The following is a 22552-nucleotide window of genomic DNA, read 5'->3' as shown; positions in this document are numbered from 1 at the left end:
GCCGCCCTCGCCGGGTTCCTGGCGGGGCTGGGGGAGGACGGGCCGGCGTTCCCGGTGATCCTCAAGGCCGGGGACGGCGGGGCCTGGGCGGACGTGCGCTTCACCGGGCGGCGCAAGGTGCACGTGGTGCACGAGGCGCGGGAGCTCGGTGAGTTGATCGGCCGGGCGAGCGGGGCCGGCTACCGCGGCTCGCTGATCGTGCAGGAACTCGTCCCGGGCCCGGACTCGCAACTGGGCATCGCCACCTTCTTCCGGGACGGGGCCGGGACCACCCGGCTGGTGTCCTACGGCGAGGTGATCGTGGAGGACCACGCCCCGGGGACCGAGGGCAACGCCCGTGCGGTGCTGGCCGGCGAGCACGAGACCGTGGCCCGCCAGGGGACCGCGCTGCTGGAGGCGCTGGACTGGCGCGGTTTCGCGATGTTCGACATCAAGGTCGACCCGCGCGACGACCGGGCCCAGTTCCTGGAGATGAACCCGCGGCTGGGACGCAATCACTACTACCTGACCGGCGCCGGGGCCAACCCGGCCCCGTACCTGCTGGCGGAGTACCTGCCGGAGGTCGCGGACGCCGTCGGGGGACCGGCGCCGGCCGCCGGACGGGTGACCACGGACGGCCCGGTGCTGACCACCACCGTCCCGCTGTCCCTCGTGCGCCGTCACGCCTCGGCGGACCAGCGCGAGGCGATCCGCCGCGCGGCCCGGGCCGGGCGCGTCATCCGGCCCTTCGAGTACCGCGCGGACGCGGACCTGCGCCGCCTGGCCGGACTGCGGCTGGCGGAGCTCAACAGCCTGCGGGCCTTCCGCCAGTACCCTCCGCAGTCCTGATTTCACCGCACGTTGCGCCGGGTGGTAGTCTTTACTCAATTGTTTTGTGTGGCACGAGGGACACGGTCCGGGCTGCGGGTTTCTTGCGCAGCGAATGCCACACTTTTGCACGCCTACGGTCGTTCTCGTTGAACCCCCTGGGTGCGTAAGAAACGACCACCAAGCAGTCCTGGTTGACGCGGGCGATGTCCTGTACGCCCGCCGGACTGGAAGCCAACACTACGGAGAGACCAAGAGTGCCTACGATTCAGCAGCTGGTCCGCAAGGGCCGCTCACCGAAGGTCAAGAAGACCGATTCCCCCGCACTGCGGGGCAACCCCATGCGTCGTGGCGTGTGCACCCGCGTGTACACCACCACCCCGAAGAAGCCGAACTCCGCCCTGCGCAAGGTCGCCCGTGTCCGCCTCAACGGCGGCGTCGAGGTCACGGCCTACATCCCGGGTGAGGGCCACAACCTGCAGGAGCACTCCATCGTGCTCGTGCGCGGTGGCGGCGTGAAGGACCTCCCGGGTGTCCGCTACAAGATCGTTCGCGGCGCCCTCGACACCCAGGGCGTCAAGGGCCGCGGCCAGGCCCGCAGCCGCTACGGCGCGAAGAAGGAGAAGAAGTAATGCCACGTAAGGGCCCCGCGCCGAAGCGCCCCCTCGTCGTCGACCCCGTCTACGGGTCCCCGCTGGTCACCCAGCTGATCAACAAGGTGCTCGTGGACGGCAAGAAGTCCACTGCCGAGCACATCGTCTACGGCGCCCTCGAGGGCACCCGTGAGAAGAGCGGCACCGATCCGGTGACCACCCTCAAGAAGGCCATGGACAACGTCCGCCCGGCCCTCGAGGTGAAGTCCCGCCGCGTCGGTGGCGCCACCTACCAGGTCCCGGTCGAGGTCAAGCCCGGCCGCGCGACCGCCCTGGCCCTGCGCTGGCTGGTGGGCTACTCCAAGGCTCGCCGCGAGAAGACGATGACCGAGCGTCTCATGAACGAGATCCTCGATGCCTCGAACGGCCTGGGTGCCGCGGTCAAGCGCCGCGAGGACACCCACAAGATGGCCGAGTCGAACAAGGCCTTCGCCCACTACCGCTGGTGAGTCACGAGCGCCCGGGAACCGTAGCAGTATGGTTTCCGGGCGCCGTGCCGCCCAGCAGCACTGGACCCACACACCAAACCCCAAGGGAGACACCGTGGCACAGGACGTGCTGACCGACCTCACCAAGGTCCGCAACATCGGCATCATGGCTCACATCGATGCCGGCAAGACCACCACCACCGAGCGCATCCTGTTCTACACGGGCGTCAGCCACAAGCTGGGCGAGACCCACGACGGTGCCTCCACCACCGACTGGATGGAGCAGGAGAAGGAACGCGGCATCACCATCACCTCCGCCGCGGTGACCTGCTTCTGGAACAACAACCAGATCAACATCATCGACACCCCGGGCCACGTGGACTTCACCGTCGAGGTGGAGCGCTCCCTGCGCGTCCTCGACGGCGCCGTCGCCGTCTTCGACGGCAAGGAGGGCGTGGAGCCCCAGTCCGAGACCGTGTGGCGCCAGGCCGACAAGTACAACGTCCCGCGCATCTGCTTCGTCAACAAGATGGACAAGCTGGGCGCCGACTTCTACTTCACCGTGGACACCATCATCAACCGCCTGGGTGCCAAGCCGCTGGTGATGCAGATCCCGATCGGCTCCGAGTCCGAGTTCGTCGGCGTCGTGGACCTGCTGACCATGAAGGCCCTCGTGTGGGAGGGCGATGCCAAGGGTGACGTCACCATGGGTGCCGCCTACCAGACCCAGGACATCCCGGCCGACCTCCAGGAGAAGGCCGAGCAGTACCGTGCCGAGCTCGTCGAGGCCGTCGCCGAGACCTCCGAGGAGCTCATGGAGAAGTACCTCGAGGGCGAGGAGCTCACCATCGAGGAGATCCAGGCCGGCGTGCGCCAGCTGACGATCAACGCCGAGGCCTACCCGGTCTTCTGCGGTTCCGCCTTCAAGAACCGCGGTGTGCAGCCGATGCTGGACGCCGTCGTGTCCTACCTGCCGAACCCGCTGGACGCCGGTGCCATCAAGGGCCACGCCGTCGGTGACGAGGAGAAGGAGCTGACCCGCGAGCCGGCCCTGGACGCCCCGTTCTCCGCCCTGGCCTTCAAGATCGCCGCGCACCCGTTCTTCGGCCAGCTGACCTACGTGCGTGTCTACTCCGGCAAGCTCTCCGCGGGCTCCCCGGTGCAGAACACCACCAAGGGCAAGAAGGAGCGCATCGGCAAGCTGTTCCAGATGCACGCCAACAAGGAGAACCCGGTCGAGGAGATGACCGCCGGCCACATCTACGCGGTCGTCGGCCTGAAGGACTCCACCACGGGTGACACCCTCTCCGACCCGGCCAACCCGATCATCCTCGAGTCGATGACCTTCCCGGAGCCCGTGATCTCCGTGGCCGTCGAGCCGAAGACGAAGGGCGACCAGGAGAAGCTCTCCACCGCCATCCAGAAGCTCTCCGCCGAGGATCCCACGTTCACCGTGCACCTTGACGAGGAGACCGGCCAGACCGTCATCGGCGGCATGGGCGAGCTGCACCTGGACATCCTCGTGGACCGCATGAAGCGCGAGTTCCGCGTCGAGGCCAACGTCGGCAAGCCGCAGGTGGCCTACCGCGAGACCATCAAGAAGAAGGTCGACAAGGTCGACTACACCCACAAGAAGCAGACCGGTGGTTCGGGCCAGTTCGCCAAGGTGCAGGTGTCCTTCGAGCCGATGGACACCTCCGAGGGCGAGTTCTACGAGTTCGAGAACGCCGTCACCGGTGGCCGCATCCCGCGCGAGTACATCCCGTCGGTGGACGCCGGAATCCAGGACGCCATGCAGCTGGGCGTGCTGGCCGGGTACCCGATGGTCGGCGTGAAGGCCACCCTGCTCGACGGCGCGTACCACGACGTCGACTCCTCGGAGATGGCGTTCAAGATCGCCGGCTCGATGGTCTTCAAGGAGGGCATCCGCAAGGCGAACCCGGTCCTGCTCGAGCCCCTGATGTCCGTGGAGGTCCGCACCCCGGAGGAGTACATGGGCGACGTCATCGGCGACCTGAACTCCCGCCGTGGCGCCATCCAGTCCATGGAGGACGCCCAGGGCGTGAAGGTCATCAAGGCCGGCGTCCCGCTGTCCGAGATGTTCGGCTACATCGGCGACCTGCGGTCCAAGACTCAGGGACGCGCCGTGTACTCGATGACGTTCGACTCCTACGCCGAGGTCCCGAAGGCCGTGGCGGACGAGATCATCCAGAAGAACAGCGGCGAGTGAGCCCCGTTCTCTAGCACCACACTTGTCCGGTGACGTGGCGGGATCCGCGAGGATCCCGCCACCGACCCGGACAGGTGGCCCGGCCGCACTCCGGAGGCCGGTAGCCACCACAGGACGGAAGGTCCGGTCCGCGGAAAAGGCGGTCCGGGTGGCCTGATCCAGGACCGGTCCTGACGTAAGCCGGAGGATTTATCACCATCAGCCAGATCGAAGTAGACTTTTCCAAGTTGTCAGCACGCCACCCGCGGCTGAGAAGTCTCTTCAGATGAACAGTTCTAGGAGGAACCTGTGTCGAAGGCAAAGTTCGAGCGGTCCAAGCCGCACGTCAACGTCGGTACCATCGGCCACGTCGACCACGGCAAGACCACGCTGACGGCCGCGATCTCGAAGGTCCTGTACGACAAGTACCCGGACCTCAACGAGCAGCGCGACTTCGCGACCATTGACTCCGCGCCGGAAGAGCGTCAGCGCGGCATCACCATCAACATCTCCCACGTGGAGTACCAGACCGAGAAGCGTCACTACGCCCACGTCGACGCCCCCGGTCACGCCGACTACATCAAGAACATGATCACCGGTGCTGCCCAGATGGACGGTGCCATCCTCGTGGTCGCCGCCACCGACGGCCCGATGGCCCAGACCCGCGAGCACGTTCTGCTGGCCCGCCAGGTCGGCGTTCCCGCCCTGCTGGTCGCCCTGAACAAGTCCGACATGGTCGAGGACGAGGAGCTCCTGGAGCTCGTCGAGATGGAGGTCCGCGAACTGCTGTCCTCCCAGGGCTTCGACGGTGACGACGCTCCGGTCATCCGCACCTCCGGCCTGAAGGCCCTCGAGGGCGACCCGAAGTGGGTCAAGTCCGTCGAGGACCTGATGGACGCCGTGGACTCCTACATCCCGGACCCGGTCCGCGACAAGGACAAGCCGTTCCTGATGCCGATCGAGGACGTCTTCACCATCACCGGTCGTGGCACCGTGGTGACCGGTCGCGCCGAGCGCGGCACCCTGAAGATCAACTCCGAGGTCGAGATCGTGGGCATCCGCGACCTGCAGAAGACCACCGTCACCGGTATCGAGATGTTCCACAAGCAGCTCGACGAGGCCTGGGCCGGCGAGAACTGTGGCCTGCTGCTGCGTGGCCTGAAGCGTGAGGACGTGGAGCGCGGCCAGGTCGTCGTGGCCCCGGGCTCCATCACCCCGCACACCAACTTCGAGGGCAACGTCTACATCCTGTCCAAGGACGAGGGCGGCCGCCACAACCCGTTCTACTCGAACTACCGCCCGCAGTTCTACTTCCGCACCACCGACGTCACCGGCGTCATCACGCTGCCCGAGGGCACCGAGATGGTCATGCCCGGCGACACCACCGAGATGACGGTCGAGCTGATCCAGCCGATCGCCATGGAGGAGGGCCTCGGCTTCGCCATCCGTGAGGGTGGCCGCACCGTGGGCTCCGGCCGCGTCACCAAGATCCTCAAGTGATCTGACGTACCGCACAGCGACGACCCCCTTCGGCTCCGGCCGGAGGGGGTCTCCGCGTTAACCGGGGGATCCTGGGGACAACTCCCGACTGACCCGGTGCGCTGGCCTACGCTGACGGGGTGGGGATCGTCATCGTGCTGGTCCTGGGGATCGCGCTGGGAGCCGTCCTCGGGTACGTCGTCGCGCGGTCGCGCTCCGCGAGGCCGCGCCCCGGGGATCCCGAGCCCGTCGCGCCGGCGATCGGCCGTGCGGACCTGGCCCGCGCCTGGCAACAGGGGTACGACGCCGGCGCGGCCGCCGCCCCGGGTGTGCAACCCACCACACCGGGGCCCGCCGGACCACATCTCCCACCGCCGTCGTCCGCACTCTCATCGCCCGCACTGTCACCGCCCGCACCGGCGCCAGTCCCGTCACCACCTGCCCCGGCACCCCTCTCGCGGCCCCATCCCCAGCCCCAGCCCCCGCGGCCCACGGCCGAGGAGCTGGCCGCCGCCAAGGAGCGGCGGGACCGGCGCAACGTCAACATCACCCTCTACACCGCCTGCCTGCTACTGGTGGCCGCCGCCTCGCTGTTCATCGGTGCCGCACTCCCGGTGACGGCCCGCGTGTCCGGGCTGGCCGTCGTCGTGGGACTGTTCTACGCCGGGGGGTTGGTGGTGCACGCGGTGGGCCGGACGCTCCGCCCCGCGGCCGTGGCCTTCACGGGCACGGGGCTGGCCCTGGTGCCGGTCCTCGGCGTGGCGCTCGACGTGCTCGTCCTGGACGACCCCGCCCGGTCCTGGCTGATCACCTCCGTGCTGGGCACCGTCCTGTTCGCGGTGGCCGCCGTCCGGCTCGACAGCGCGGTCGTCGCGTACCTCACGGTGCCCTTCCTGCTTTCCACCGTCATGGCCTCGGGCGCCGTGGTCCAACGGGGGATGGTCTGGGCGCTCATCGCCTGGATCGGGCTGGCGGTGCTGATGGCCTGGCTGAGCGCGGACGCCGGCGCCGCGGCCGCCCGGCGTGACCGCCGGCTGCCCGGACCGTTCCGGACGGCGATCGCCCACACGCACCAGTGGATCACCCCGGGCGCGGTGCTGGCGGCCGTCACCGTGGGGCTGTGGGTGGAGCCGGTGCAGATGTTCCTGTTGCTGCTCGCCGCCACCGCCTACTACGCGACGGTCGCGGTCATCGGTCCACCGCGCTTCCGGCTGGCGTCCTGCTACGCCGTCCGTGCCGGGATCCTGCTGGCCCTGGCCGCCTGGGCCGCGATGGTGGACTGGCCGCTGCCGTTCACGCTCACCGCGCTGGTGACCTGCCTCTGCCTCCAGGTGCCGCTGACGTGGTTCGGGCGCGGACGCGGCGGGTTCCTGCCGACCGGGGCGGCCGCTCACGTGGACCGGGTCGGTGCCCTCGCGGCGGCGTGGATCCTGACCGCCGCGGTCCAGGCCGGCCCCCTGTTCGACGCGGGCGGTCCCTGGGTGGCCGGGGGGCTCAGCTGGGCGCTGGCCGTCCTCGTGCTCACGACGGCGGTGCTCGCCGTGGCCTCGGTCCGCGCCACGTCCGATCCGTCCGCCGGGCTCGGCTGGCAGGCCGCCACGCCGCTGGCCCTGGTCCCGGCGGTACCGGGCCTGGCCGCGGTGGCCGGTGACGGACCCGGTCCGTGGCTGGGGGAGGCCTGCCTCGCGGCCGTCATCGTGGTCCAGCTGGTGATCACCGCGGTGCTGCGTCGCGGCGCCGATCGGGTGGCGCGCTGGGACGGGCTGGTCGCCCCGCACGGCGCCGCCCTGGCCGCGGTGGCCCTCGTGTACCTGCTGGCGGAACGCTGGGTGGCGTCCGCCGGCTGGGCGCCGTCCGTGGTGGCCGGGCTGGCGGCACTGGCCTGGGGGACCGTCACCGCGCTGGTGCAGCGTCCCGCCACGGGTGGCGTCCCCGCGGTGATACCGCCCCTCGCCTGGTCCGTGGCCGCCGTGCTGTGCCTGGCCCTGCTGGGCAGCGCGGACACCGTGGCCGGCTGGTACACGGTGCTCGCGGTGACCGGTGGCCTCGGGCTGTGGTGGCTGGCCGGCCGGCCGTCGGGGGCCGGCGAACGGATCGCGGTGCTGGCCGTGACCGGGACCGTCCTGGCGGGGGCGCTCATCCTGCTGGCCGGCGCGGTGTGGGCCTGGCACGCCGACATCGCCCTGGCCGCCCTGACCGCGTGGCTGGTCGCCGCCGCGGTCCTGACCCGGGACCGGCTGCCGCGGGGCGTGCGGGCCTCCCTGCTGCTCCTCGGACAGGCCGGCTCCGCCGTGCTGGTGGCCGATGTCGTCGGCGTCCTCGGCGGTGACGGATCCGCCGTGCGCGGGGCGGCGGCGGTCACCCTGGCCGCCGGGCTGGCGGTCCGGTCCCGGCTCGCCGGGCACCTGGAGGGCCTGGGATCCGGCATCGCACCGTCCTGGGCCGTCACCGCGGCACTGGGCGGGCTGTGGCTCGTGGAGGGGACCGTCGGAGCGGACCGGGCGGCGCTGATGATCATCGCCGCCTCGGTGATCGGGGCGGGGCTGGTCCTGCGCACCGACCGCGGCGGGCACTGGGCCGTGCTCGCCGGTGCCCTCGCCCTGGTGCTGCCGGCCTCACCGGTCCTGCGGCTGCGGGGCGGATGGCTCCCGGACGCCCTGGTCCCGGCATCCGTCGCGTCGGCCCTGCTGGTGCTCCTCGCCCTCGCGGTGGCCGGGCTGGAGATCGCCGCGTCCGTGGCCGGGACGAGGGAGAACCCAGGGCGAGGGATGGCCGACCTGGACGCCTTCCGGCCGGTCGCCCTCGCCGCGCTGTGGCTTGCGGCCGTCCTGGCCGGGTCGGTCGCCGGGCCGGACCGGGGTCCGCACCCCGGGGTCCTCGGGATCGCGGGCGCGGCCGCGGCCCTGCTGTGCTATCTCCTCGCCCGCACCCGCGGGATCCCCGCCCTGGTCGCGGGGACGGTGGCGGCGACCCCCGTCGCCACCGTGCTGCTGCTCCAGTGGTGGCGGGACCGCGGCCTCTGGGCCCCCGGCGAGGCGTGGCAGCTGCCGGTCGTCGCGGTGCTCTCGGCCGGGGTCCTGGGACTGTGGGCGCGGTTGGACGTCGCCGCCCTCGCACCGGGCGCGGGGGAGCGACGCCCCCGTGCCGCCCGGTTCCGTCCGGCGGCGCTGTGGCAGGGCGGCCTGGCCGTGGCACTCGTGCTGGCCACGGTGTCCCTGCTGCGGGTCCCGCTGCACGCCGGCCTGCCGGAGGACGCCGTCGTCTGGGTGAGCTGCGCGCTGCTCGCGGTCGCGTGTTGGCTCGCGGTCGATGCCGGCGGGCGGACGCTGCTGTGGGGCGGGCCCGCGGCGCAGGACGCCGCCCGCGCGTCGTGGCTGCTGAACGGCCGGGACGTCGCCGTGCTCGTCACCTACGCGGCCGCCGCCCGGGCCTGGTGGCAGACCGCGGACCCGGAGCACAGCGGCCGGGCGCTGTGGTGGACGGTGCAGGTGCTGGTGGTCCTGCTGGTCGCGCTGGGGCTGTGGCATGGATACGGGCGGCACGGCCACCGGTCCGGCGGGGGACCGCGGCCGGGCCGCCGGCTCGGCTTCCACGTGGCGGCGGCCGCCGTGTTCACCCTCGCCGCGTTCACCGTGCCAGCCCACGGAACCTCCCTGATGCAGCTGGTCGTCCTGGCGGGCTTCGGGGCGCTGGTGGTCCTCGGCCTCGTCCAGCGGCACCTGGTGCTCACGTGGTGGGGCGCGGCCGGCGTCGCGCTGTCCGTGCTCTGGTACCTGCGGGAGTACACCTACGTGTACCTGGCGCTGCTGGGCGCGGCCCTGATCGGGCTGGCCGTCTGGCAGCTGCGGCGGCGGGGGAGGGGACGGGACGCGGAGCGCGGTTACGCGGACCGGTAGGCTGGGGGCATGGAGTTCCTCATCGCCCTGGTCATCATCGCGGCCGCGGTCTTCGCCGTCGTGCGCCTGCGCCGGACGTTCGGCCGCGAGATCGACCGCGCCAAGCGCATCAAGCGCGCGAACGACAACGGGAACTGACGCGTGGCCACGACCAGCTCCGCGACCGCTCGCACCAGCGGCACGATCATGCCCGGCCCCCACGCCCTGTACCGCACCTTCGCCACGGCCGAGATGTTCACCTGGGCGCTGCTGATCCTGGCGATGATCCTCAAGTACACCGGCACCACCGAGGCCCTGATGCCCCTCGCCGGTGGCCTGCACGGCTTCGTCTTCCTCTGCTACGCGGTCGTGTCCGTGGGCGTGTGGATCAACCAGCGCTGGAGCGCCGGGCGGGGGATCGCCGCCGTCGTGCTCGCCGTGGTGCCCTTCGCCACGCTGCCCTTCGAGCGGCACCTGGCCCGGCGGGGCGAGCCGGACGCCACGTGGCGGCTGGCCGGCGCCACCGGCCGCCCGGCCGAGGCGCCGCGCGGGTTCTGGGAGCACCTCGAGGCGTGGGTGCTGCGCAACGTGGTCCTGGCCGCGGTGGTGACCCTCGCCGTGGTGGGCGCGGTCTTCCTGCTCCTGCTCCAGGCCGGCCCGCCGGACCAGTGGTTCGGCTAGGGTGACCGGCCTCATCCCGGGGTGAATTCGCGACTGGCGCGCTGATCTGTCATACTGGATCAGTTGCTCAAGCGTCTGGGCGTGCGCGGGGCTGTCACCAGCGCCGCCGCCCGGGACCAAATACAACACCATCCCCACTGTTGGATCGGCGTATGCGTGCGCCTGCCCGTGACTGCGGAGCAGAGTACGACACGCCCGACCGCGTGGGTCGATGTCCTGGCAGGGCGAGGAACCCGGTTCTCCGGATTCGGCCTGTGCGGGTGAACAAGAAGCGCGGGACCGGTTCGCCGGGCCCGTTGCACACAGGGACAGGTACGGACAACAAGTACGAAAGAGGCATGACGCCATGGCGGGACAGAAAATCCGCATCCGGCTGAAGTCGTATGACCACGAGGTCATCGATACTTCGGCTCGGAAGATCGTCGACACGGTCACGCGCGCAGGCGCAACGGTGGTGGGCCCGGTGCCGCTGCCGACTGAGAAGAACGTGTACGTCGTGATCCGCTCTCCCCACAAGTACAAGGACAGCCGCGAGCACTTCGAGATGCGCACGCACAAGCGGCTGATCGACATCATCGATCCGACGCCGAAGGCCGTGGACTCGCTCATGCGCCTCGACCTTCCGGCCGACGTCAACATCGAAATCAAGCTCTGAGAGGGAGGTGCTGAGAAACTATGACCATCATGCGTAATGTCAAGGGCCTGCTGGGCACGAAGCTCGGCATGACCCAGGTGTGGGATGCCGACAACAAGCTCATCCCCGTCACCGTCGTGCAGGCAGAACCGAACGTCGTCACCCAGCTGCGCAATGAGGATGCGGACGGCTACGCCGCCGTCCAGATCGCCTACGGGCAGATCGATCCGCGCAAGGTGACCAAGCCGCTGGCCGGCCACTTCGAGAAGGCCGGGGTCACCCCGCGCCGCCACGTGGTCGAGCTGCGCACCGCAGACACCGCCGAGTACACCCTCGGCCAGGACGTCACCGTCGAGGTCTTCGAGGCCGGCCAGAAGGTCGACGTCGTGGGCACCACCAAGGGCAAGGGCTTCGCCGGTGCCATGAAGCGCCACGGCTTCTCCGGTGTCGGTGCCTCCCACGGTGCCCACAAGAACCACCGCAAGCCGGGCTCCGTCGGTGGCGCCTCCACCCCGGGCCGCGTCTTCAAGGGCCAGCGCCTGCCGGGCCGCATGGGCGCCGTTCGCCAGACCACCCAGAACCTCACCCTCCACGGCATCGACGTGGAGAAGAACCTGCTGCTGATCAAGGGCGCCGTCCCCGGCCCCCGCGGACAGGTCGTCCTGGTTCGCACCGCAGTGAAGGGAGCATGAGCTTCATGGCTACGAACTCTGAAGCCAAGACCGTGAAGGTCGACCTGCCCGCCGAGATCTTCGACGTCCAGTCCAACGTGCCGCTGATGCACCAGGTCGTGGTGGCCCAGCTGGCCGCCGCGCGCCAGGGCACCCACAAGGTCAAGCGTCGCGGCGAGGTCTCCGGCGCCGGTCGCAAGCCGTTCAAGCAGAAGGGCACCGGCCGCGCCCGTCAGGGCTCGATCCGCGCGCCCCAGATGACCGGTGGTGGCGTCGTCCACGGCCCCGAGCCGCGTGACTACTCCCAGCGCACCCCCAAGAAGATGAAGGCCGCCGCCCTGCGCGGTGCCCTCTCCGACCGGGCCCGCAACGGCCGTGTCCACGTGATCGAGGAACTGGTCGCCGCCGGCGCCCCGTCCACGAAGAGCGCCAAGGCCGTCCTGTCCTCGCTGACCGCGGGCCGCAAGAACGTCCTGGTCGTCATCGACCGCGCGGACGACTCGGCTGCGCTGTCCGCCCGCAACCTGGAGTCGGTGCACACCCTGTACTTCGACCAGCTGAACACCTACGACGTCCTGGTCAGCGACGACGTGGTCTTCACCCAGGCCGCCTACGAGGGCTTCGTCCAGTCGGCTTCCGCGAAGAAGGAGGATGCCCAGTGAGCGGCTCCATCAACAAGAACCCCCGCGACGTGGTCATTGCCCCGGTCGTGTCGGAAAAGAGCTACGGCCTGATCGACGAGGGTAAGTACACCTTCCTGGTCGACCCGCGCTCGAACAAGACCGAGATCAAGCAGGCGGTGGAGGCCATCTTCTCCGTCAAGGTTGACTCGATCAACACCCTGAACCGTGCCGGTAAGCGCAAGCGCACCAAATTCGGCTGGGGCTCCCGCAAGGACACCAAGCGGGCAGTCATCACGCTGAAGGAAGGCACCATCGACATCTTCGGAGGTCCGCTCGCCTGAGGCGGAGCGGAGACCACTTAATCGAGGAAATGACACATGGCTATCCGTAAGTACAAGCCGACCACCCCGGGCCGTCGCGGCTCGTCCGTGGCCGACTTCGCAGAAATCACCCGGACCACCCCGGAGAAGTCGCTGCTCCGCCCGCTCTCCAAGAGCGGCGGCCGCAACAACTCCGGCAAGATCACCACTCGCCACAAGGGCGGTGGCCACAAGCGCCAGTACCGCGTCGTCGACTTCCGTCGTCACGACAAGGACGGCGTGCCGGCGAAGGTCGCTCACATCGAGTACGACCCGAACCGCACGGCCCGCATCGCCCTGCTCCACTACGTGGACGGCGCCAAGCGCTACATCCTGGCCCCGGCCAAGCTGAAGCAGGGGGACACGGTCGAGGCCGGTGCCACCGCGGACATCAAGCCCGGCAACAACCTGCCGCTGCGCAACATCCCGCTGGGTACCGTCATCCACGCCGTGGAGCTCCGTCCCGGCGGCGGCGCCAAGCTGGCCCGCTCCGCCGGCTCGTCCATCCAGCTGGTGGCCCGCGAGGGCAAGTACGCCCAGCTGCGCCTGCCCTCCGGCGAGATCCGCAACGTCGACGTGCGCTGCCGCGCCACCGTCGGCGAGGTCGGCAACGCCGAGCAGTCGAACATCAACTGGGGCAAGGCCGGCCGCATGCGGTGGAAGGGCGTCCGCCCGACCGTCCGTGGTGTGGTCATGAACCCCGTCGACCACCCGCACGGCGGTGGTGAGGGCAAGACCTCCGGTGGTCGCCACCCGGTCAACCCCAACGGCAAGCCCGAGGGCCGCACCCGCCGCCCGAACAAGGAAAGCGACAAGCTCATCGTGCGCCGTCGCCGTACCGGCAAGAACAAGCGATAGGAGCCTGGAGACATGCCACGCAGCCTGAAGAAGGGCCCCTTCGTTGATCAGCACCTCTACCTCAAGGTGGACGCTGAGAACGAAAAGGGCACCAAGAACGTCATCAAGACCTGGTCCCGCCGGTCCATGATCATCCCCGACATGCTCGGGCACACGATCGCGGTGCACGACGGACGCAAGCACATCCCGGTGTTCATCACCGAGTCGATGGTCGGGCACAAGCTCGGCGAGTTTGCCCCCACGCGGACTTTCCGCGGCCACGTGAAGGACGACCGGAAGGGCAAGCGCCGCTGACCGCGGTGATTGCTCCTCCGATAGAGAATTCGAAAGAAGGAAAGCAATGGAAGCCAAGGCAATTGCGCGCCACCTGCGTGTAACGCCGATGAAGGCCCGGCGCGTCGTCGACCTTGTCCGTGGCAAGCAGGCGAACGAAGCGCTGGCCATCCTGAAGTTCGCCCAGCAGGGCGCTTCGGAGCCGGTGTACAAGCTGGTCGCCTCCGCGGTGGCCAACGCACGGGTCAAGGCCGACCGTGAGGGCCTGGCGTTCAACGAGGACGCCCTGTTCATCACCGAGGCCTTCGTCGACGAAGGACCGACCATGAAGCGATTCCAGCCGCGTGCCCAGGGCCGCGCCGGACGCATCAACAAGCGCACCAGCCACGTGACCGTGGTCGTTGCCACCGAGGAAGAGGAGGGGAAGTAACCCATGGGTCAGAAGATCAACCCGAACGGATTCCGCCTCGGCATCACCACCGACCACGTCTCGCACTGGTTCGCCGACTCCAACAAGGAGGGCCAGCGGTACAAGGACTTCCTCAAGGAAGACATCAAGATCCGCGAGCTGATGACCGACGGCATGGAGCGCGCCGGCATCTCGAAGGTGGAGATCGAGCGCACCCGTGACCGCGTGCGTGTGGACATCCACACCGCCCGCCCCGGCATCGTGATCGGTCGCCGCGGCGCCGAGGCCGACCGCATCCGCGGCGAGCTCGAGAAGCTCACCAAGAAGCAGATCCAGCTGAACATCCTCGAGGTCAAGAACCCCGAGGTCGACGCCCAGCTGGTCGCCCAGGGCGTGGCCGAGCAGCTCGCCTCGCGCGTGGCCTTCCGCCGCGCGATGAAGAAGGCCATCCAGTCCGCCACTCGCGCCGGTGCCAAGGGCATCCGGATCCAGTGCGCCGGTCGTCTGGGCGGGGCCGAGATGTCCCGCTCGGAGTTCTACCGCGAGGGTCGCGTGCCGCTGCACACCCTGCGGGCGAACATCGACTTCGGCAAGTTCGAAGCCAAGACCACCTTCGGCCGCATCGGCGTGAAGGTCTGGATCTACAAGGGCGACCTGACGGCCAAGGAACTGGCCGCCAAGGAAGCCGCAGCCCCGTCCGGCCGTGGCCGTGGTGGCGAGCGTCGTGGCCCGGGGGGTGGCGGTGACCGCCGTCGCCGTACCGACCGCGCCCCGCGCCAGGACGCCGGCCAGCAGACTGCGCCGCAGGGCGGCGCCGCTGAAGGAGGCAATGCCTGATGCTGATTCCCCGTCGAGTCAAGTACCGCAAGCAGCACCACCCCAAGCGCTCGGGTAACGCCAAGGGCGGCACCGCCGTCACCTTCGGCGAGTGGGGCATCCAGGCCCTGACCCCGGCCTACGTGACGAACCGGCAGATCGAGTCCGCCCGTATCGCCATGACCCGCTACATCAAGCGTGGCGGCAACGTGTGGATCAACATCTACCCGGACCGCCCGCTCACCAAGAAGCCTGCCGAGACCCGCATGGGTTCCGGTAAGGGTTCCCCCGAGTGGTGGGTCGCCAACATCAAGCCGGGCCGTGTGCTCTTCGAGCTGTCCGGCGTCAGCGAGGACGTGGCCCGTGAGGCGCTGCGCCTGGCAATGCACAAGCTGCCCCTGAAGGCACGTATCGTCCGCCGAGAGGGTGGTGAGTGATCATGGCTATCGGTTCGAAGGAACTGAACGTCGAGGCCCTGGACGGCCTGGACAACGCCCGTCTGGCCGAGGAGCTCAAGCGCTCCAAGGAGGAGCTGTTCAACCTCCGGTTCCAGTCGGCCACCGGCCAGCTGGACAACCACGGCCGTCTGAAGACCGTCAAGCGGGACATCGCCCGGATCTACACGATCCTGCGGGAGCGCGAGCTCGGCATCCGCGAGGACGTCGAGGCCCCGGCCGAGGACGTGGCGGCTGAGAAGACCGACAAGAAGGCCGCCCGCAAGGCTGCCAAGACCGAGAAGACCGAGGAGGAGGCCAAGTGACCGAGAACGCGAACACCGAGTCTGCGAACACCCAGACCGAGGCCAGCGCCCGCGGCTACCGCAAGTCCCTCCGTGGCGTCGTGGTCTCCGACAAGATGGACAAGACCATCGTCGTCGAGGTCCAGGACCTGAAGAAGCACGCGCTGTACGGCAAGGTCATGCGTACATCGAAGAAGCTCAAGGCCCACGACGAGCAGAACACCGCCGGCGTCGGCGACGTCGTGCTGCTCGCCGAGACCCGTCCGCTCTCCGCCACCAAGCGGTGGCGACTGGTCGAGGTCATCGAGCGCGCCAAGTAAGGCACGCTTCAGCCACGAGGGCCCCGGACTGCAATTAGCAGACCGGGGCCCTCGTGCGCTAGGATGACATGTCTGTGCGCCCTTGTTGGCGGGACTATCCACCCCGCGCGCCAAGGGTTTCGCAAAAAACCTCCCGACCAGCCGCCTCGGCCTTGCCCTGCGGACTGCGGGTCCTGGAACCACCGTTCCCCGTCTGAACCGGGGGAGCGGCACGGACAGGTCCGGCGGACCCGCCACCAGGGGCAGGGGTAAGCAGCCCGGGATGATCAAAATATCCGTTCCGCAAGGCTCGCCCGGCATCGGGGGAGAACCAGCGCGACGACAGGAGTAACTAGTGATTCAGCAGGAGTCGCGGCTCAAGGTCGCCGACAACACCGGTGCCAAGGAGATCTTGACCATCCGTGTTCTCGGTGGTTCCGGACGCCGCTACGCAGGCATCGGCGACACCATCGTCGCCACCGTCAAGGACGCCATTCCCGGCGGCAACGTCAAGAAGGGCGACGTCGTCAAGGCGGTCATCGTCCGGACCAAGAAGGAGCGCCGTCGTCCCGACGGTTCCTACATCAAGTTCGACGAGAACGCCGCCGTCATCCTCAAGACCGACGGCGAACCGCGCGGCACCCGCATCTTCGGCCCCGTGGGCCGCGAGCTGCGCGACAAGAAGTTCATGAAGATCGTGTCGCTGGCACCGGAGGTGATCTGACCACCATGGCAAAGATCAAGAAGGACGATCTCGTCCAGATCATCGCCGGCAAGGACAAGGGCAAGCAGGGCAAGGTCCTGCGGGTCTTCCCGTCCCGTGACCGCGTGCTCGTGGAGGGCGTGAACCGCGTCACCAAGCACCTGCGTGCCGGCCAGAACAACCAGGGTTCCACCGAAGGCGGCCTGCAGGTCGTCGAGGCCCCGGTCCACATCTCCAACGTGGCCGTCGTGGATCCCGAGACCAAGAAGCCGACCCGCGTGGGCTACCGCTTCGAGACCGTGGAGAAGAACGGCGAGACCAAGACCGTCAAGGTCCGGTTCGCCAAGTCCTCCGGAAAGGAGCTGTGATGACTGAGGTGCAGACTGCAGACACCACCGCTGCCCCGACGGTGACCCCGCGCCTGAAGACGAAGTACCGCGAGGAGATCAAGGCTGCCCTGCAGTCCGAGTTCCAGTACGGCAACGTCATGCAGGTCCCCGGCCTGGTCAAGGTCGTCGTGAACATGGGCGTCGGCGAGGCCGCGAAGGACTCGAAGATCATCGACGGCGCGATCCGCGACCTGACCCTGATCACCGGCCAGAAGCCGCAGGTCACCAAGGCCCGCAAGTCGATCGCCCAGTTCAAGCTGCGCGAGGGCATGCCCATCGGCACCCACGCCACGCTGCGCGGGGACCGCATGTGGGAGTTCCTGGACCGCCTCGTCACCTTCGCGCTGCCGCGCATCCGTGACTTCCGCGGCCTGAGCCCGAAGCAGTTCGACGGCAACGGCAACTACACCTTCGGCCTGTCTGAGCAGTCGGTCTTCCACGAGATCGACCAGGACAAGATCGACCGCGTGCGCGGCATGGACATCACCGTGGTGACCACCGCCAAGAACGACGACGAAGGACGCGCGCTGCTCAAGGCGCTCGGCTTCCCGTTCCAGACGACCGACAAGAAGTAAGTATCTACGTCGCAGGTCCCCACCGGTGAACCGGGAAGGGAAACCGTGACGAGGAAGGGCACGAAGCCCACATGACCATGACAGATCCTGTCGCAGACATGCTCACGCGTCTGCGCAACGCCAACTCGGCCTACCACGACTCCGTCGAGATGCCGTCTTCCAAGCTGAAGATCCGCGTCGCCGACATCCTCAAGGCCGAGGGCTACATCGCCGACTACAAGGAAGAGGACGCCCAGGTGGGCAAGAAGCTCGTCATCGAGCTGAAGTTCGGTCCTCAGCGCGAGCGGGCCATCGCCGGCCTGCGCCGCATCTCCAAGCCCGGTCTGCGCGTGTACGCCAAGTCCACCAACCTCCCGCACGTGCTGGGCGGCCTGGGTATCGCCATCCTGTCCACCTCCTCCGGTCTGCTCACCGACCGTCAGGCAGCCAAGAAGGGCGTGGGTGGGGAAGTCCTCGCCTACGTCTGGTAAACGGCAGACGGAAGAAAGGTAGAACAGCATGTCACGTATTGGACGTCTTCCGATCACCGTGCCGTCCGGCGTCGATGTCACCATCGACGGCGCGACCGTGTCCGTCAAGGGCCCGAAGGGTGAACTGAGCCACCAGGTGGCCACCCCCATCGAGGTCTCCCTCGAGGAGGGCACCCTGACGGTGACCCGCCCGAACGACGAGCGCGAGTCCCGGTCCCTGCACGGACTGACCCGTACCCTCATCGACAACATGATCGTGGGGGTGACCAACGGCTACGAGAAGCAGCTGGAGGTCATCGGCACCGGTTACCGCGTGCTGGCCAAGGGCTCGGACCTCGAGTTCGCCCTGGGTTACTCGCACCCCGTTCCCGTCAAGGCCCCCGAAGGCATCGCCTTCAAGGTCGAGGGCAACAAGGTGACCGTGTCCGGCATCGACAAGCAGCGCGTCGGCGAGACCGCCGCGAACATCCGCAAGCTGCGCAAGCCCGACCCGTACAAGGGCAAGGGTGTGCGTTACGCCGGCGAGGTTATCCGCCGCAAGGCCGGAAAGGCAGGTAAGTAATGTCCACGCTGAAAGTGAAGGGCAAGGGCAAGTACGTCTCCCGTACCCGCCGCCACCTCCGCGTCCGCAAGCGGATCTCCGGCACCGCCGTGCGTCCGCGCCTGGTCGTCAACCGCTCCGCACGGCACATGTTCGTGCAGCTCGTGGACGACACCCGCGGCGTCACCCTGGCCTCTGCCTCCACCATGGAGGCCGACGTGCGCGCCCTCGAGGGCGACAAGTCCGCCAAGGCCAAGCGCGTCGGCGAGCTCGTTGCCGAGCGCGCCAAGGCTGCCGGCATTGAGGCCGTCGTGTTCGACCGCGGCGGCAACAAGTACCACGGCCGCGTGGCCGCCGTCGCCGACGGCGCCCGGGAAGGTGGGCTGCAGCTGTGAGCGAGACCAACAACGAGAAGGGCACTCAGGTGACCGAAAGCACTGAGAACACTGCCGCCGGCACCGTCTCGGAGACCTCTGCCGGTTCGGCGAGCCAGTCGACCGAGGCCGGCCGCGGTGGTCGCGGTTCCGACCGCAACGACCGCGGTGGTCGCGGCGGCAACGACCGTGGTGGTCGGGGCGGCCGTGGCGGTCGTGACGACCGCGGTGGCCGCGGTGGACGCGATGACGACCGGGACAAGTTCCTCGAGCGCGTCGTGAACATCAACCGCGTCTCCAAGGTCGTCAAGGGCGGCCGCCGGTTCTCCTTCACCGCCCTGGTGGTCGTCGGCGACGGCGACGGCATGGTCGGCGTCGGCTACGGCAAGGCCAAGGAAGTTCCCGCGGCCATCTCCAAGGGCGTGGAAGAGGCCAAGAAGAACTTCTTCCGCGTCCCGCGCGTCGGCTCCACCATCCCGCACCTGGTGCAGGGTGAGGACGCCGCCGGCGTCGTGCTGCTGCGTCCGGCCTCCCCGGGTACCGGCGTGATCGCCGGTGGTCCGGTGCGCGCCGTGCTGGAGTGCGCCGGTGTCCACGACGTGCTGTCCAAGTCGATGGGTTCCTCGAACGTGATCAACATCGTGCGCGGTACCGTCGACGCCCTCAAGAGGCTTGAGGAGCCCCAGGCCGTGGCTGCCCGTCGTGGCAAGTCCCTGGACGAGGTCGCTCCCCACGCCATGCTCCGCACCATGGAGCAGGACCGTGCGAAGAAGAAGGCAGGTGTGGCGGCGAATGGCTGAGAACACCAACAACGGAAGCACCCGTAAGAACGTGGTGGTCAGCGACGCGACGCTCGCGATCACCCAGGTGAAGTCCGTCATCGGCGGAAAGCAGAACCAGCGGGACACCCTGCGGTCCCTGGGCCTGAAGCGGATCGGCCACACGGTCACCCGCAAGGCCGACCAGGTCACCGTGGGCATGGTCAACACCGTGCCGCACCTGGTGACGGTTGAGGAGGTCAACAATGCCTGACGAGATCCAGAACGCCATCAAGGTCCACGACCTGCGGCCGGCCCCGGCGCCAAGACCGCCAAGACCCGCGTTGGTCGTGGTGAGGCGTCCAAGGGCAAGACCGCCGGTCGCGGTACCAAGGGCACCAAGGCGCGCTACCAGGTGAAGGCCGGCTTCGAAGGCGGCCAGCTGCCGCTGCAGATGCGCCTGCCGAAGCTGCGCGGCTTCAAGAACCCGTTCAAGGTCGAGTTCCAGGTCGTGAACCTGGACAAGCTGTCGGAGCACTTCCCGGCCGGCGGCGACGTGACCGTGGACGACCTGGTCGCCAAGGGCCTGGTCCGCAAGAACCAGCCGGTGAAGGTCCTCGGGACCGGCGAGATCACCGTGGCCGTGAACGTGAAGGCCAACGCCTTCTCCTCGTCCGCGACCGAGAAGATCTCTGCTGCCGGCGGGTCCACCGAGACCCTCTGACCAGTCCTGATCAGTACCGAGGACGGCCCCCGGGCCGCTGTCGCCACCGTGCTTTCGGTGGGGACTGCGGCACGGGGGCCGTCCTGTGTCCGATAGACTCGCCCAGTGGTCCGTGCCGCTTCCCGGCACCACCACGCCACCACCCCACTTCCAGGAGGACGCTTGTTCAGCGCGATTGCCCGGGTTTTCCGGACGCCCGACCTGCGGCGAAAGATCTGGTTCACCCTCGGGATCATCGTCATCTACCGGCTGGGCGCGTTCGTCCCGGCACCCGGGGTGGACTACGGCGCGGTCCAGGTGTGCCTGGACCAGGGCAACACCTCCGGTGGGCTGTACTCGTTCGTGAACATGTTCTCCGGCGGCGCCATGCTGCAGGTCTCCATCTTCGCGCTGGGCATCATGCCGTACATCACCGCGGCGATCATCGTGCAGTTGCTGCGCGTGGTCATCCCGCGCTTCGAGGAACTGCAGAAGGAGGGTGCGCAGGGGCAGTCCAAGCTGACCCAGTACACCCGGTACCTGACCATCGCCCTCGGCCTGCTCAACGCCACCACGATCGCCTCCCTGGCCCGCACGGGCGCGCTGCTCGGCTGCAACCTGCCGATCGTCCCGGACGACAACCTGTGGACCGTGTTGCTGCTGATCGTCACCCTGACCACCGGCACGATCGTCATCATGTGGCTGGGTGAGCTGATCACCGAGAAGGGCGTCGGCAACGGCATGTCCCTGCTGATCTTCCTGTCCATCGCCGCCGGCTTCCCGGCCGGCCTGGGCCAGATCTGGACCACCCAGGGCTGGCGGGTCTTCGGCATCGTGCTGGTCGTCGGGCTGCTGACCATCATGGCCGTGGTGTTCGTGGAGGAGTCCCAGCGCAGGATCCCGGTGCAGTACGCCAAGCGCCAGATCGGCCGGCGCACGGTGGGCGGCACCACCACGTACATCCCGATCAAGGTGAACATGGCCGGCGTCATCCCCGTCATCTTCGCGTCCTCGATCATGATGCTCCCGGGCATCCTCATCCAGTTCAACACCCCGCAGGACGGCACTCCGCCGCCGCAGTGGGTCATCTTCCTCTCCGAGTACTTCGGCACCGGATCCCACCCGGTCTACATGACGCTGTTCTTCCTGCTCACCATCGGGTTCACGTACTTCTACGTGACGATCACGTTCAACCCGGTGGAGATCAGCGACAACATGAAGAAGTACGGCGGCTTCATCCCCGGCGTCCGCGCCGGCCGGCCGACCGAGAGGTACCTCGAGTACGTCATCAGCCGCATCACCTTCCCGGGCGCCCTCTACCTGGGCGTGCTGGCGATGATCCCCATGATCGCGTTCGTGCTGATCAACGCGGACCAGAACTTCCCGTTCGGGGGGATCTCCATCCTCATCATGGTGGGCGTGGCCCTGCAGACCATCAAGCAGATCAATGCACAGATGGAGCAACACAACTACGAGGGGCTGCTGCGCTAGCAGGTAGCATTCCCCGTGACCCCATCCGTCCTTCCCTGAAGGAAACTGAGCCGCGATCCGTCCGGATCCGATCCTCCGTATCGACAGTAAGGAACCACCATGACCCGAATGCTGATCATGGGCCCTCCCGGGTCCGGCAAGGGCACGCAGGCCGCTCGCATCGCGGACAAGCTCGGCATCGTGGCCATCTCCACGGGCGACATCTTCCGGTACAACGTCAAGGAGATGACGGACCTCGGCAAGGAGGCCAAGGTCTTCATCGACAACGGTGACTTCGTCCCGGACGACGTCACGAACCGCATGGTGGCGGACCGCCTGACGCACTCGGACGCCGAGCGCGGCTTCCTGCTCGACGGCTACCCCCGCACCGCGGGCCAGGTCAAGGCGCTGGACGCGATGCTGGCCGAGTCCGGCCAGGAGCTCGCGGTGGTCGTGGAACTGACCGTCCCGGACGAGGAGCTCGTCACCCGCCTGCTGCACCGCGCGGAGGTCGAGGGCCGCGCCGACGACACCGCCGAGGTCATCCAGCACCGCCTGGACCTGTACCACGAGGAGACCGCCGCCGTGATCGAGTCCTACGCGGACCGCGGCATCGTCACCCGCGTGGACGGCACCGGCCAGATCGACGACGTCACCGAGCGCCTGCTGCAGGCCGTGTACTCCGTGCGTGAGCGCACCGGCAGCATCCCGGCCGTGTCCAGGGTCGACGCCGGCGACGCCGAGTCCTGAGCGCCC

At 68.6% G+C, this 22552-nt stretch carries 28 protein-coding genes and 2 pseudogenes; all 30 read left to right on the top strand.

The window, feature by feature from the left end; all coding sequences use genetic code 11:
* Window positions 1-828, top strand: a pseudogene (locus CITRI_RS19690) (ATP-grasp domain-containing protein); the annotation flags it as partial.
* Between the two features lie 236 nt (window positions 829-1064).
* Window positions 1065-1439, top strand: a complete 375-nt coding sequence (gene rpsL, locus CITRI_RS0113115) for a 30S ribosomal protein S12 (protein WP_010145326.1) — start codon at window positions 1065-1067, stop codon at window positions 1437-1439.
* Window positions 1439-1909 (top strand): 30S ribosomal protein S7, encoded by a 471-nt coding sequence (gene rpsG, locus CITRI_RS0113110; RefSeq protein ID WP_010145325.1) that lies wholly within the window; start codon window positions 1439-1441, stop codon window positions 1907-1909. The genes rpsL and rpsG overlap by 1 nt, the downstream gene beginning before the upstream one ends.
* A gap of 94 nt (window positions 1910-2003) precedes the next feature.
* Window positions 2004-4118 carry an elongation factor G gene (gene fusA, locus CITRI_RS0113105; protein WP_010145324.1) on the top strand — a complete coding sequence of 705 codons (2115 nt, stop codon included), beginning with the start codon at window positions 2004-2006 and terminating at the stop codon, window positions 4116-4118.
* A 288-nt stretch (window positions 4119-4406) separates the two neighbouring features.
* The gene (gene tuf, locus CITRI_RS0113100) at window positions 4407-5597 is read left to right on the top strand and encodes an elongation factor Tu (protein ID WP_010145323.1); all 1191 of its coding nucleotides are present in this window, start codon (window positions 4407-4409) and stop codon (window positions 5595-5597) included.
* A gap of 119 nt (window positions 5598-5716) precedes the next feature.
* On the top strand, window positions 5717-9472 hold the full coding sequence (locus tag CITRI_RS0113095) for a hypothetical protein (RefSeq protein ID WP_010145322.1): 3756 nt from the start codon (window positions 5717-5719) through the stop codon (window positions 9470-9472).
* A gap of 9 nt (window positions 9473-9481) precedes the next feature.
* Window positions 9482-9610 (top strand): hypothetical protein, encoded by a 129-nt coding sequence (locus CITRI_RS20425; RefSeq protein WP_255347901.1) that lies wholly within the window; start codon window positions 9482-9484, stop codon window positions 9608-9610.
* A 3-nt stretch (window positions 9611-9613) separates the two neighbouring features.
* A complete protein-coding gene (locus CITRI_RS0113085) occupies window positions 9614-10132 on the top strand; it encodes a DUF3817 domain-containing protein (RefSeq protein WP_010145321.1) in 519 nt (172 codons plus the stop codon).
* A gap of 346 nt (window positions 10133-10478) precedes the next feature.
* Window positions 10479-10787 carry a 30S ribosomal protein S10 gene (gene rpsJ, locus CITRI_RS0113080; RefSeq protein ID WP_010145320.1) on the top strand — a complete coding sequence of 103 codons (309 nt, stop codon included), beginning with the start codon at window positions 10479-10481 and terminating at the stop codon, window positions 10785-10787.
* A 20-nt stretch (window positions 10788-10807) separates the two neighbouring features.
* Window positions 10808-11458, top strand: a complete 651-nt coding sequence (rplC, locus tag CITRI_RS0113075; protein WP_010145319.1) for a 50S ribosomal protein L3 — start codon at window positions 10808-10810, stop codon at window positions 11456-11458.
* A gap of 5 nt (window positions 11459-11463) precedes the next feature.
* Complete coding sequence (gene rplD, locus CITRI_RS0113070) at window positions 11464-12099, top strand: 50S ribosomal protein L4 (RefSeq protein ID WP_029139315.1); 636 nt, start codon at window positions 11464-11466, stop codon at window positions 12097-12099.
* Window positions 12096-12401, top strand: a complete 306-nt coding sequence (rplW, locus tag CITRI_RS0113065; protein ID WP_010145317.1) for a 50S ribosomal protein L23 — start codon at window positions 12096-12098, stop codon at window positions 12399-12401. The genes rplD and rplW overlap by 4 nt, the downstream gene beginning before the upstream one ends.
* A 36-nt stretch (window positions 12402-12437) precedes the next feature.
* Window positions 12438-13277, top strand: a complete 840-nt coding sequence (rplB, locus tag CITRI_RS0113060) for a 50S ribosomal protein L2 (protein ID WP_010145316.1) — start codon at window positions 12438-12440, stop codon at window positions 13275-13277.
* A gap of 12 nt (window positions 13278-13289) precedes the next feature.
* Entirely contained in the window at window positions 13290-13571 is a 282-nt protein-coding gene (rpsS, locus tag CITRI_RS0113055) for a 30S ribosomal protein S19 (protein WP_010145315.1), read from the top strand.
* A 46-nt stretch (window positions 13572-13617) separates the two neighbouring features.
* Window positions 13618-13980: a 50S ribosomal protein L22 gene (rplV, locus tag CITRI_RS0113050; protein ID WP_029139314.1), complete on the top strand. Its 363-nt coding sequence runs from the start codon at window positions 13618-13620 to the stop codon at window positions 13978-13980.
* Between the two features lie 3 nt (window positions 13981-13983).
* On the top strand, window positions 13984-14796 hold the full coding sequence (gene rpsC / locus CITRI_RS0113045) for a 30S ribosomal protein S3 (protein ID WP_010145313.1): 813 nt from the start codon (window positions 13984-13986) through the stop codon (window positions 14794-14796).
* Window positions 14796-15212 carry a 50S ribosomal protein L16 gene (rplP, locus tag CITRI_RS0113040; protein ID WP_010145312.1) on the top strand — a complete coding sequence of 139 codons (417 nt, stop codon included), beginning with the start codon at window positions 14796-14798 and terminating at the stop codon, window positions 15210-15212. Before rpsC ends, rplP begins: the two co-directional genes overlap by 1 nt.
* 2 nt (window positions 15213-15214) lie before the next feature.
* Window positions 15215-15535: a 50S ribosomal protein L29 gene (gene rpmC / locus CITRI_RS0113035; protein WP_029139313.1), complete on the top strand. Its 321-nt coding sequence runs from the start codon at window positions 15215-15217 to the stop codon at window positions 15533-15535.
* Entirely contained in the window at window positions 15532-15834 is a 303-nt protein-coding gene (rpsQ, locus tag CITRI_RS0113030; RefSeq protein ID WP_010145310.1) for a 30S ribosomal protein S17, read from the top strand. The genes rpmC and rpsQ overlap by 4 nt, the downstream gene beginning before the upstream one ends.
* Window positions 15835-16168: 334 nt before the next feature.
* Window positions 16169-16537: a 50S ribosomal protein L14 gene (rplN, locus tag CITRI_RS0113025; RefSeq protein WP_010145309.1), complete on the top strand. Its 369-nt coding sequence runs from the start codon at window positions 16169-16171 to the stop codon at window positions 16535-16537.
* A gap of 5 nt (window positions 16538-16542) precedes the next feature.
* Window positions 16543-16884, top strand: coding sequence for a 50S ribosomal protein L24 (gene rplX, locus CITRI_RS0113020; protein WP_010145308.1), 342 nt, complete (start codon window positions 16543-16545; stop codon window positions 16882-16884).
* On the top strand, window positions 16884-17480 hold the full coding sequence (rplE, locus tag CITRI_RS0113015; RefSeq protein WP_010145307.1) for a 50S ribosomal protein L5: 597 nt from the start codon (window positions 16884-16886) through the stop codon (window positions 17478-17480). Before rplX ends, rplE begins: the two co-directional genes overlap by 1 nt.
* A 71-nt stretch (window positions 17481-17551) precedes the next feature.
* Window positions 17552-17950, top strand: a complete 399-nt coding sequence (gene rpsH, locus CITRI_RS0113010; protein WP_029139312.1) for a 30S ribosomal protein S8 — start codon at window positions 17552-17554, stop codon at window positions 17948-17950.
* 28 nt (window positions 17951-17978) lie between these two features.
* Window positions 17979-18512, top strand: coding sequence for a 50S ribosomal protein L6 (gene rplF / locus CITRI_RS0113005; protein WP_029139311.1), 534 nt, complete (start codon window positions 17979-17981; stop codon window positions 18510-18512).
* Window positions 18512-18886: a 50S ribosomal protein L18 gene (rplR, locus tag CITRI_RS0113000; RefSeq protein ID WP_010145304.1), complete on the top strand. Its 375-nt coding sequence runs from the start codon at window positions 18512-18514 to the stop codon at window positions 18884-18886. Before rplF ends, rplR begins: the two co-directional genes overlap by 1 nt.
* Complete coding sequence (gene rpsE, locus CITRI_RS0112995) at window positions 18883-19665, top strand: 30S ribosomal protein S5 (protein ID WP_010145303.1); 783 nt, start codon at window positions 18883-18885, stop codon at window positions 19663-19665. Before rplR ends, rpsE begins: the two co-directional genes overlap by 4 nt.
* Window positions 19658-19897 carry a 50S ribosomal protein L30 gene (rpmD, locus tag CITRI_RS0112990; protein ID WP_010145301.1) on the top strand — a complete coding sequence of 80 codons (240 nt, stop codon included), beginning with the start codon at window positions 19658-19660 and terminating at the stop codon, window positions 19895-19897. Before rpsE ends, rpmD begins: the two co-directional genes overlap by 8 nt.
* Window positions 19890-20347, top strand: a pseudogene (rplO, locus tag CITRI_RS0112985) (50S ribosomal protein L15). The gene rpmD and the pseudogene rplO overlap by 8 nt, the downstream one beginning before the upstream one ends.
* Window positions 20348-20509: 162 nt before the next feature.
* Window positions 20510-21817 (top strand): preprotein translocase subunit SecY, encoded by a 1308-nt coding sequence (secY, locus tag CITRI_RS0112980; protein ID WP_010145298.1) that lies wholly within the window; start codon window positions 20510-20512, stop codon window positions 21815-21817.
* Between the two features lie 99 nt (window positions 21818-21916).
* Window positions 21917-22546 (top strand): adenylate kinase, encoded by a 630-nt coding sequence (locus CITRI_RS0112975; RefSeq protein ID WP_029139309.1) that lies wholly within the window; start codon window positions 21917-21919, stop codon window positions 22544-22546.
* Window positions 22547-22552 lie beyond the last annotated feature (6 nt).

The sequence above is a fragment of the Citricoccus sp. CH26A genome, from assembly GCF_000224415.1.
GTDB lineage: Bacteria > Actinomycetota > Actinomycetes > Actinomycetales > Micrococcaceae > Citricoccus.
Note: the sequence above shows the minus strand (reverse complement) of the source record. Positions and strands in the feature narration are given on the sequence as shown.

What these genes read in the sequence shown, in the direction of transcription:
- rpsG (WP_010145325.1), top strand. Translation starts at nt 1,439, where the DNA reads ATGCCACGTAAGGGCCCCGCGCCGAAGCGCCCCCTCGTCGTCGACCCC.
- CITRI_RS20425 (WP_255347901.1), top strand. Translation starts at nt 9,482, where the DNA reads ATGGAGTTCCTCATCGCCCTGGTCATCATCGCGGCCGCGGTCTTCGCC.
- rpsJ (WP_010145320.1), top strand. Translation starts at nt 10,479, where the DNA reads ATGGCGGGACAGAAAATCCGCATCCGGCTGAAGTCGTATGACCACGAG.
- rplC (WP_010145319.1), top strand. Translation starts at nt 10,808, where the DNA reads ATGACCATCATGCGTAATGTCAAGGGCCTGCTGGGCACGAAGCTCGGC.
- rplD (WP_029139315.1), top strand. Translation starts at nt 11,464, where the DNA reads ATGGCTACGAACTCTGAAGCCAAGACCGTGAAGGTCGACCTGCCCGCC.
- rplB (WP_010145316.1), top strand. Translation starts at nt 12,438, where the DNA reads ATGGCTATCCGTAAGTACAAGCCGACCACCCCGGGCCGTCGCGGCTCG.
- rpsS (WP_010145315.1), top strand. Translation starts at nt 13,290, where the DNA reads ATGCCACGCAGCCTGAAGAAGGGCCCCTTCGTTGATCAGCACCTCTAC.
- rplV (WP_029139314.1), top strand. Translation starts at nt 13,618, where the DNA reads ATGGAAGCCAAGGCAATTGCGCGCCACCTGCGTGTAACGCCGATGAAG.
- rpsC (WP_010145313.1), top strand. Translation starts at nt 13,984, where the DNA reads ATGGGTCAGAAGATCAACCCGAACGGATTCCGCCTCGGCATCACCACC.
- rplP (WP_010145312.1), top strand. Translation starts at nt 14,796, where the DNA reads ATGCTGATTCCCCGTCGAGTCAAGTACCGCAAGCAGCACCACCCCAAG.
- rpmC (WP_029139313.1), top strand. Translation starts at nt 15,215, where the DNA reads ATGGCTATCGGTTCGAAGGAACTGAACGTCGAGGCCCTGGACGGCCTG.
- rplX (WP_010145308.1), top strand. Translation starts at nt 16,543, where the DNA reads ATGGCAAAGATCAAGAAGGACGATCTCGTCCAGATCATCGCCGGCAAG.
- rplE (WP_010145307.1), top strand. Translation starts at nt 16,884, where the DNA reads ATGACTGAGGTGCAGACTGCAGACACCACCGCTGCCCCGACGGTGACC.
- rpsH (WP_029139312.1), top strand. Translation starts at nt 17,552, where the DNA reads ATGACCATGACAGATCCTGTCGCAGACATGCTCACGCGTCTGCGCAAC.
- rplF (WP_029139311.1), top strand. Translation starts at nt 17,979, where the DNA reads ATGTCACGTATTGGACGTCTTCCGATCACCGTGCCGTCCGGCGTCGAT.
- rplR (WP_010145304.1), top strand. Translation starts at nt 18,512, where the DNA reads ATGTCCACGCTGAAAGTGAAGGGCAAGGGCAAGTACGTCTCCCGTACC.
- rpmD (WP_010145301.1), top strand. Translation starts at nt 19,658, where the DNA reads ATGGCTGAGAACACCAACAACGGAAGCACCCGTAAGAACGTGGTGGTC.
- CITRI_RS0112975 (WP_029139309.1), top strand. Translation starts at nt 21,917, where the DNA reads ATGACCCGAATGCTGATCATGGGCCCTCCCGGGTCCGGCAAGGGCACG.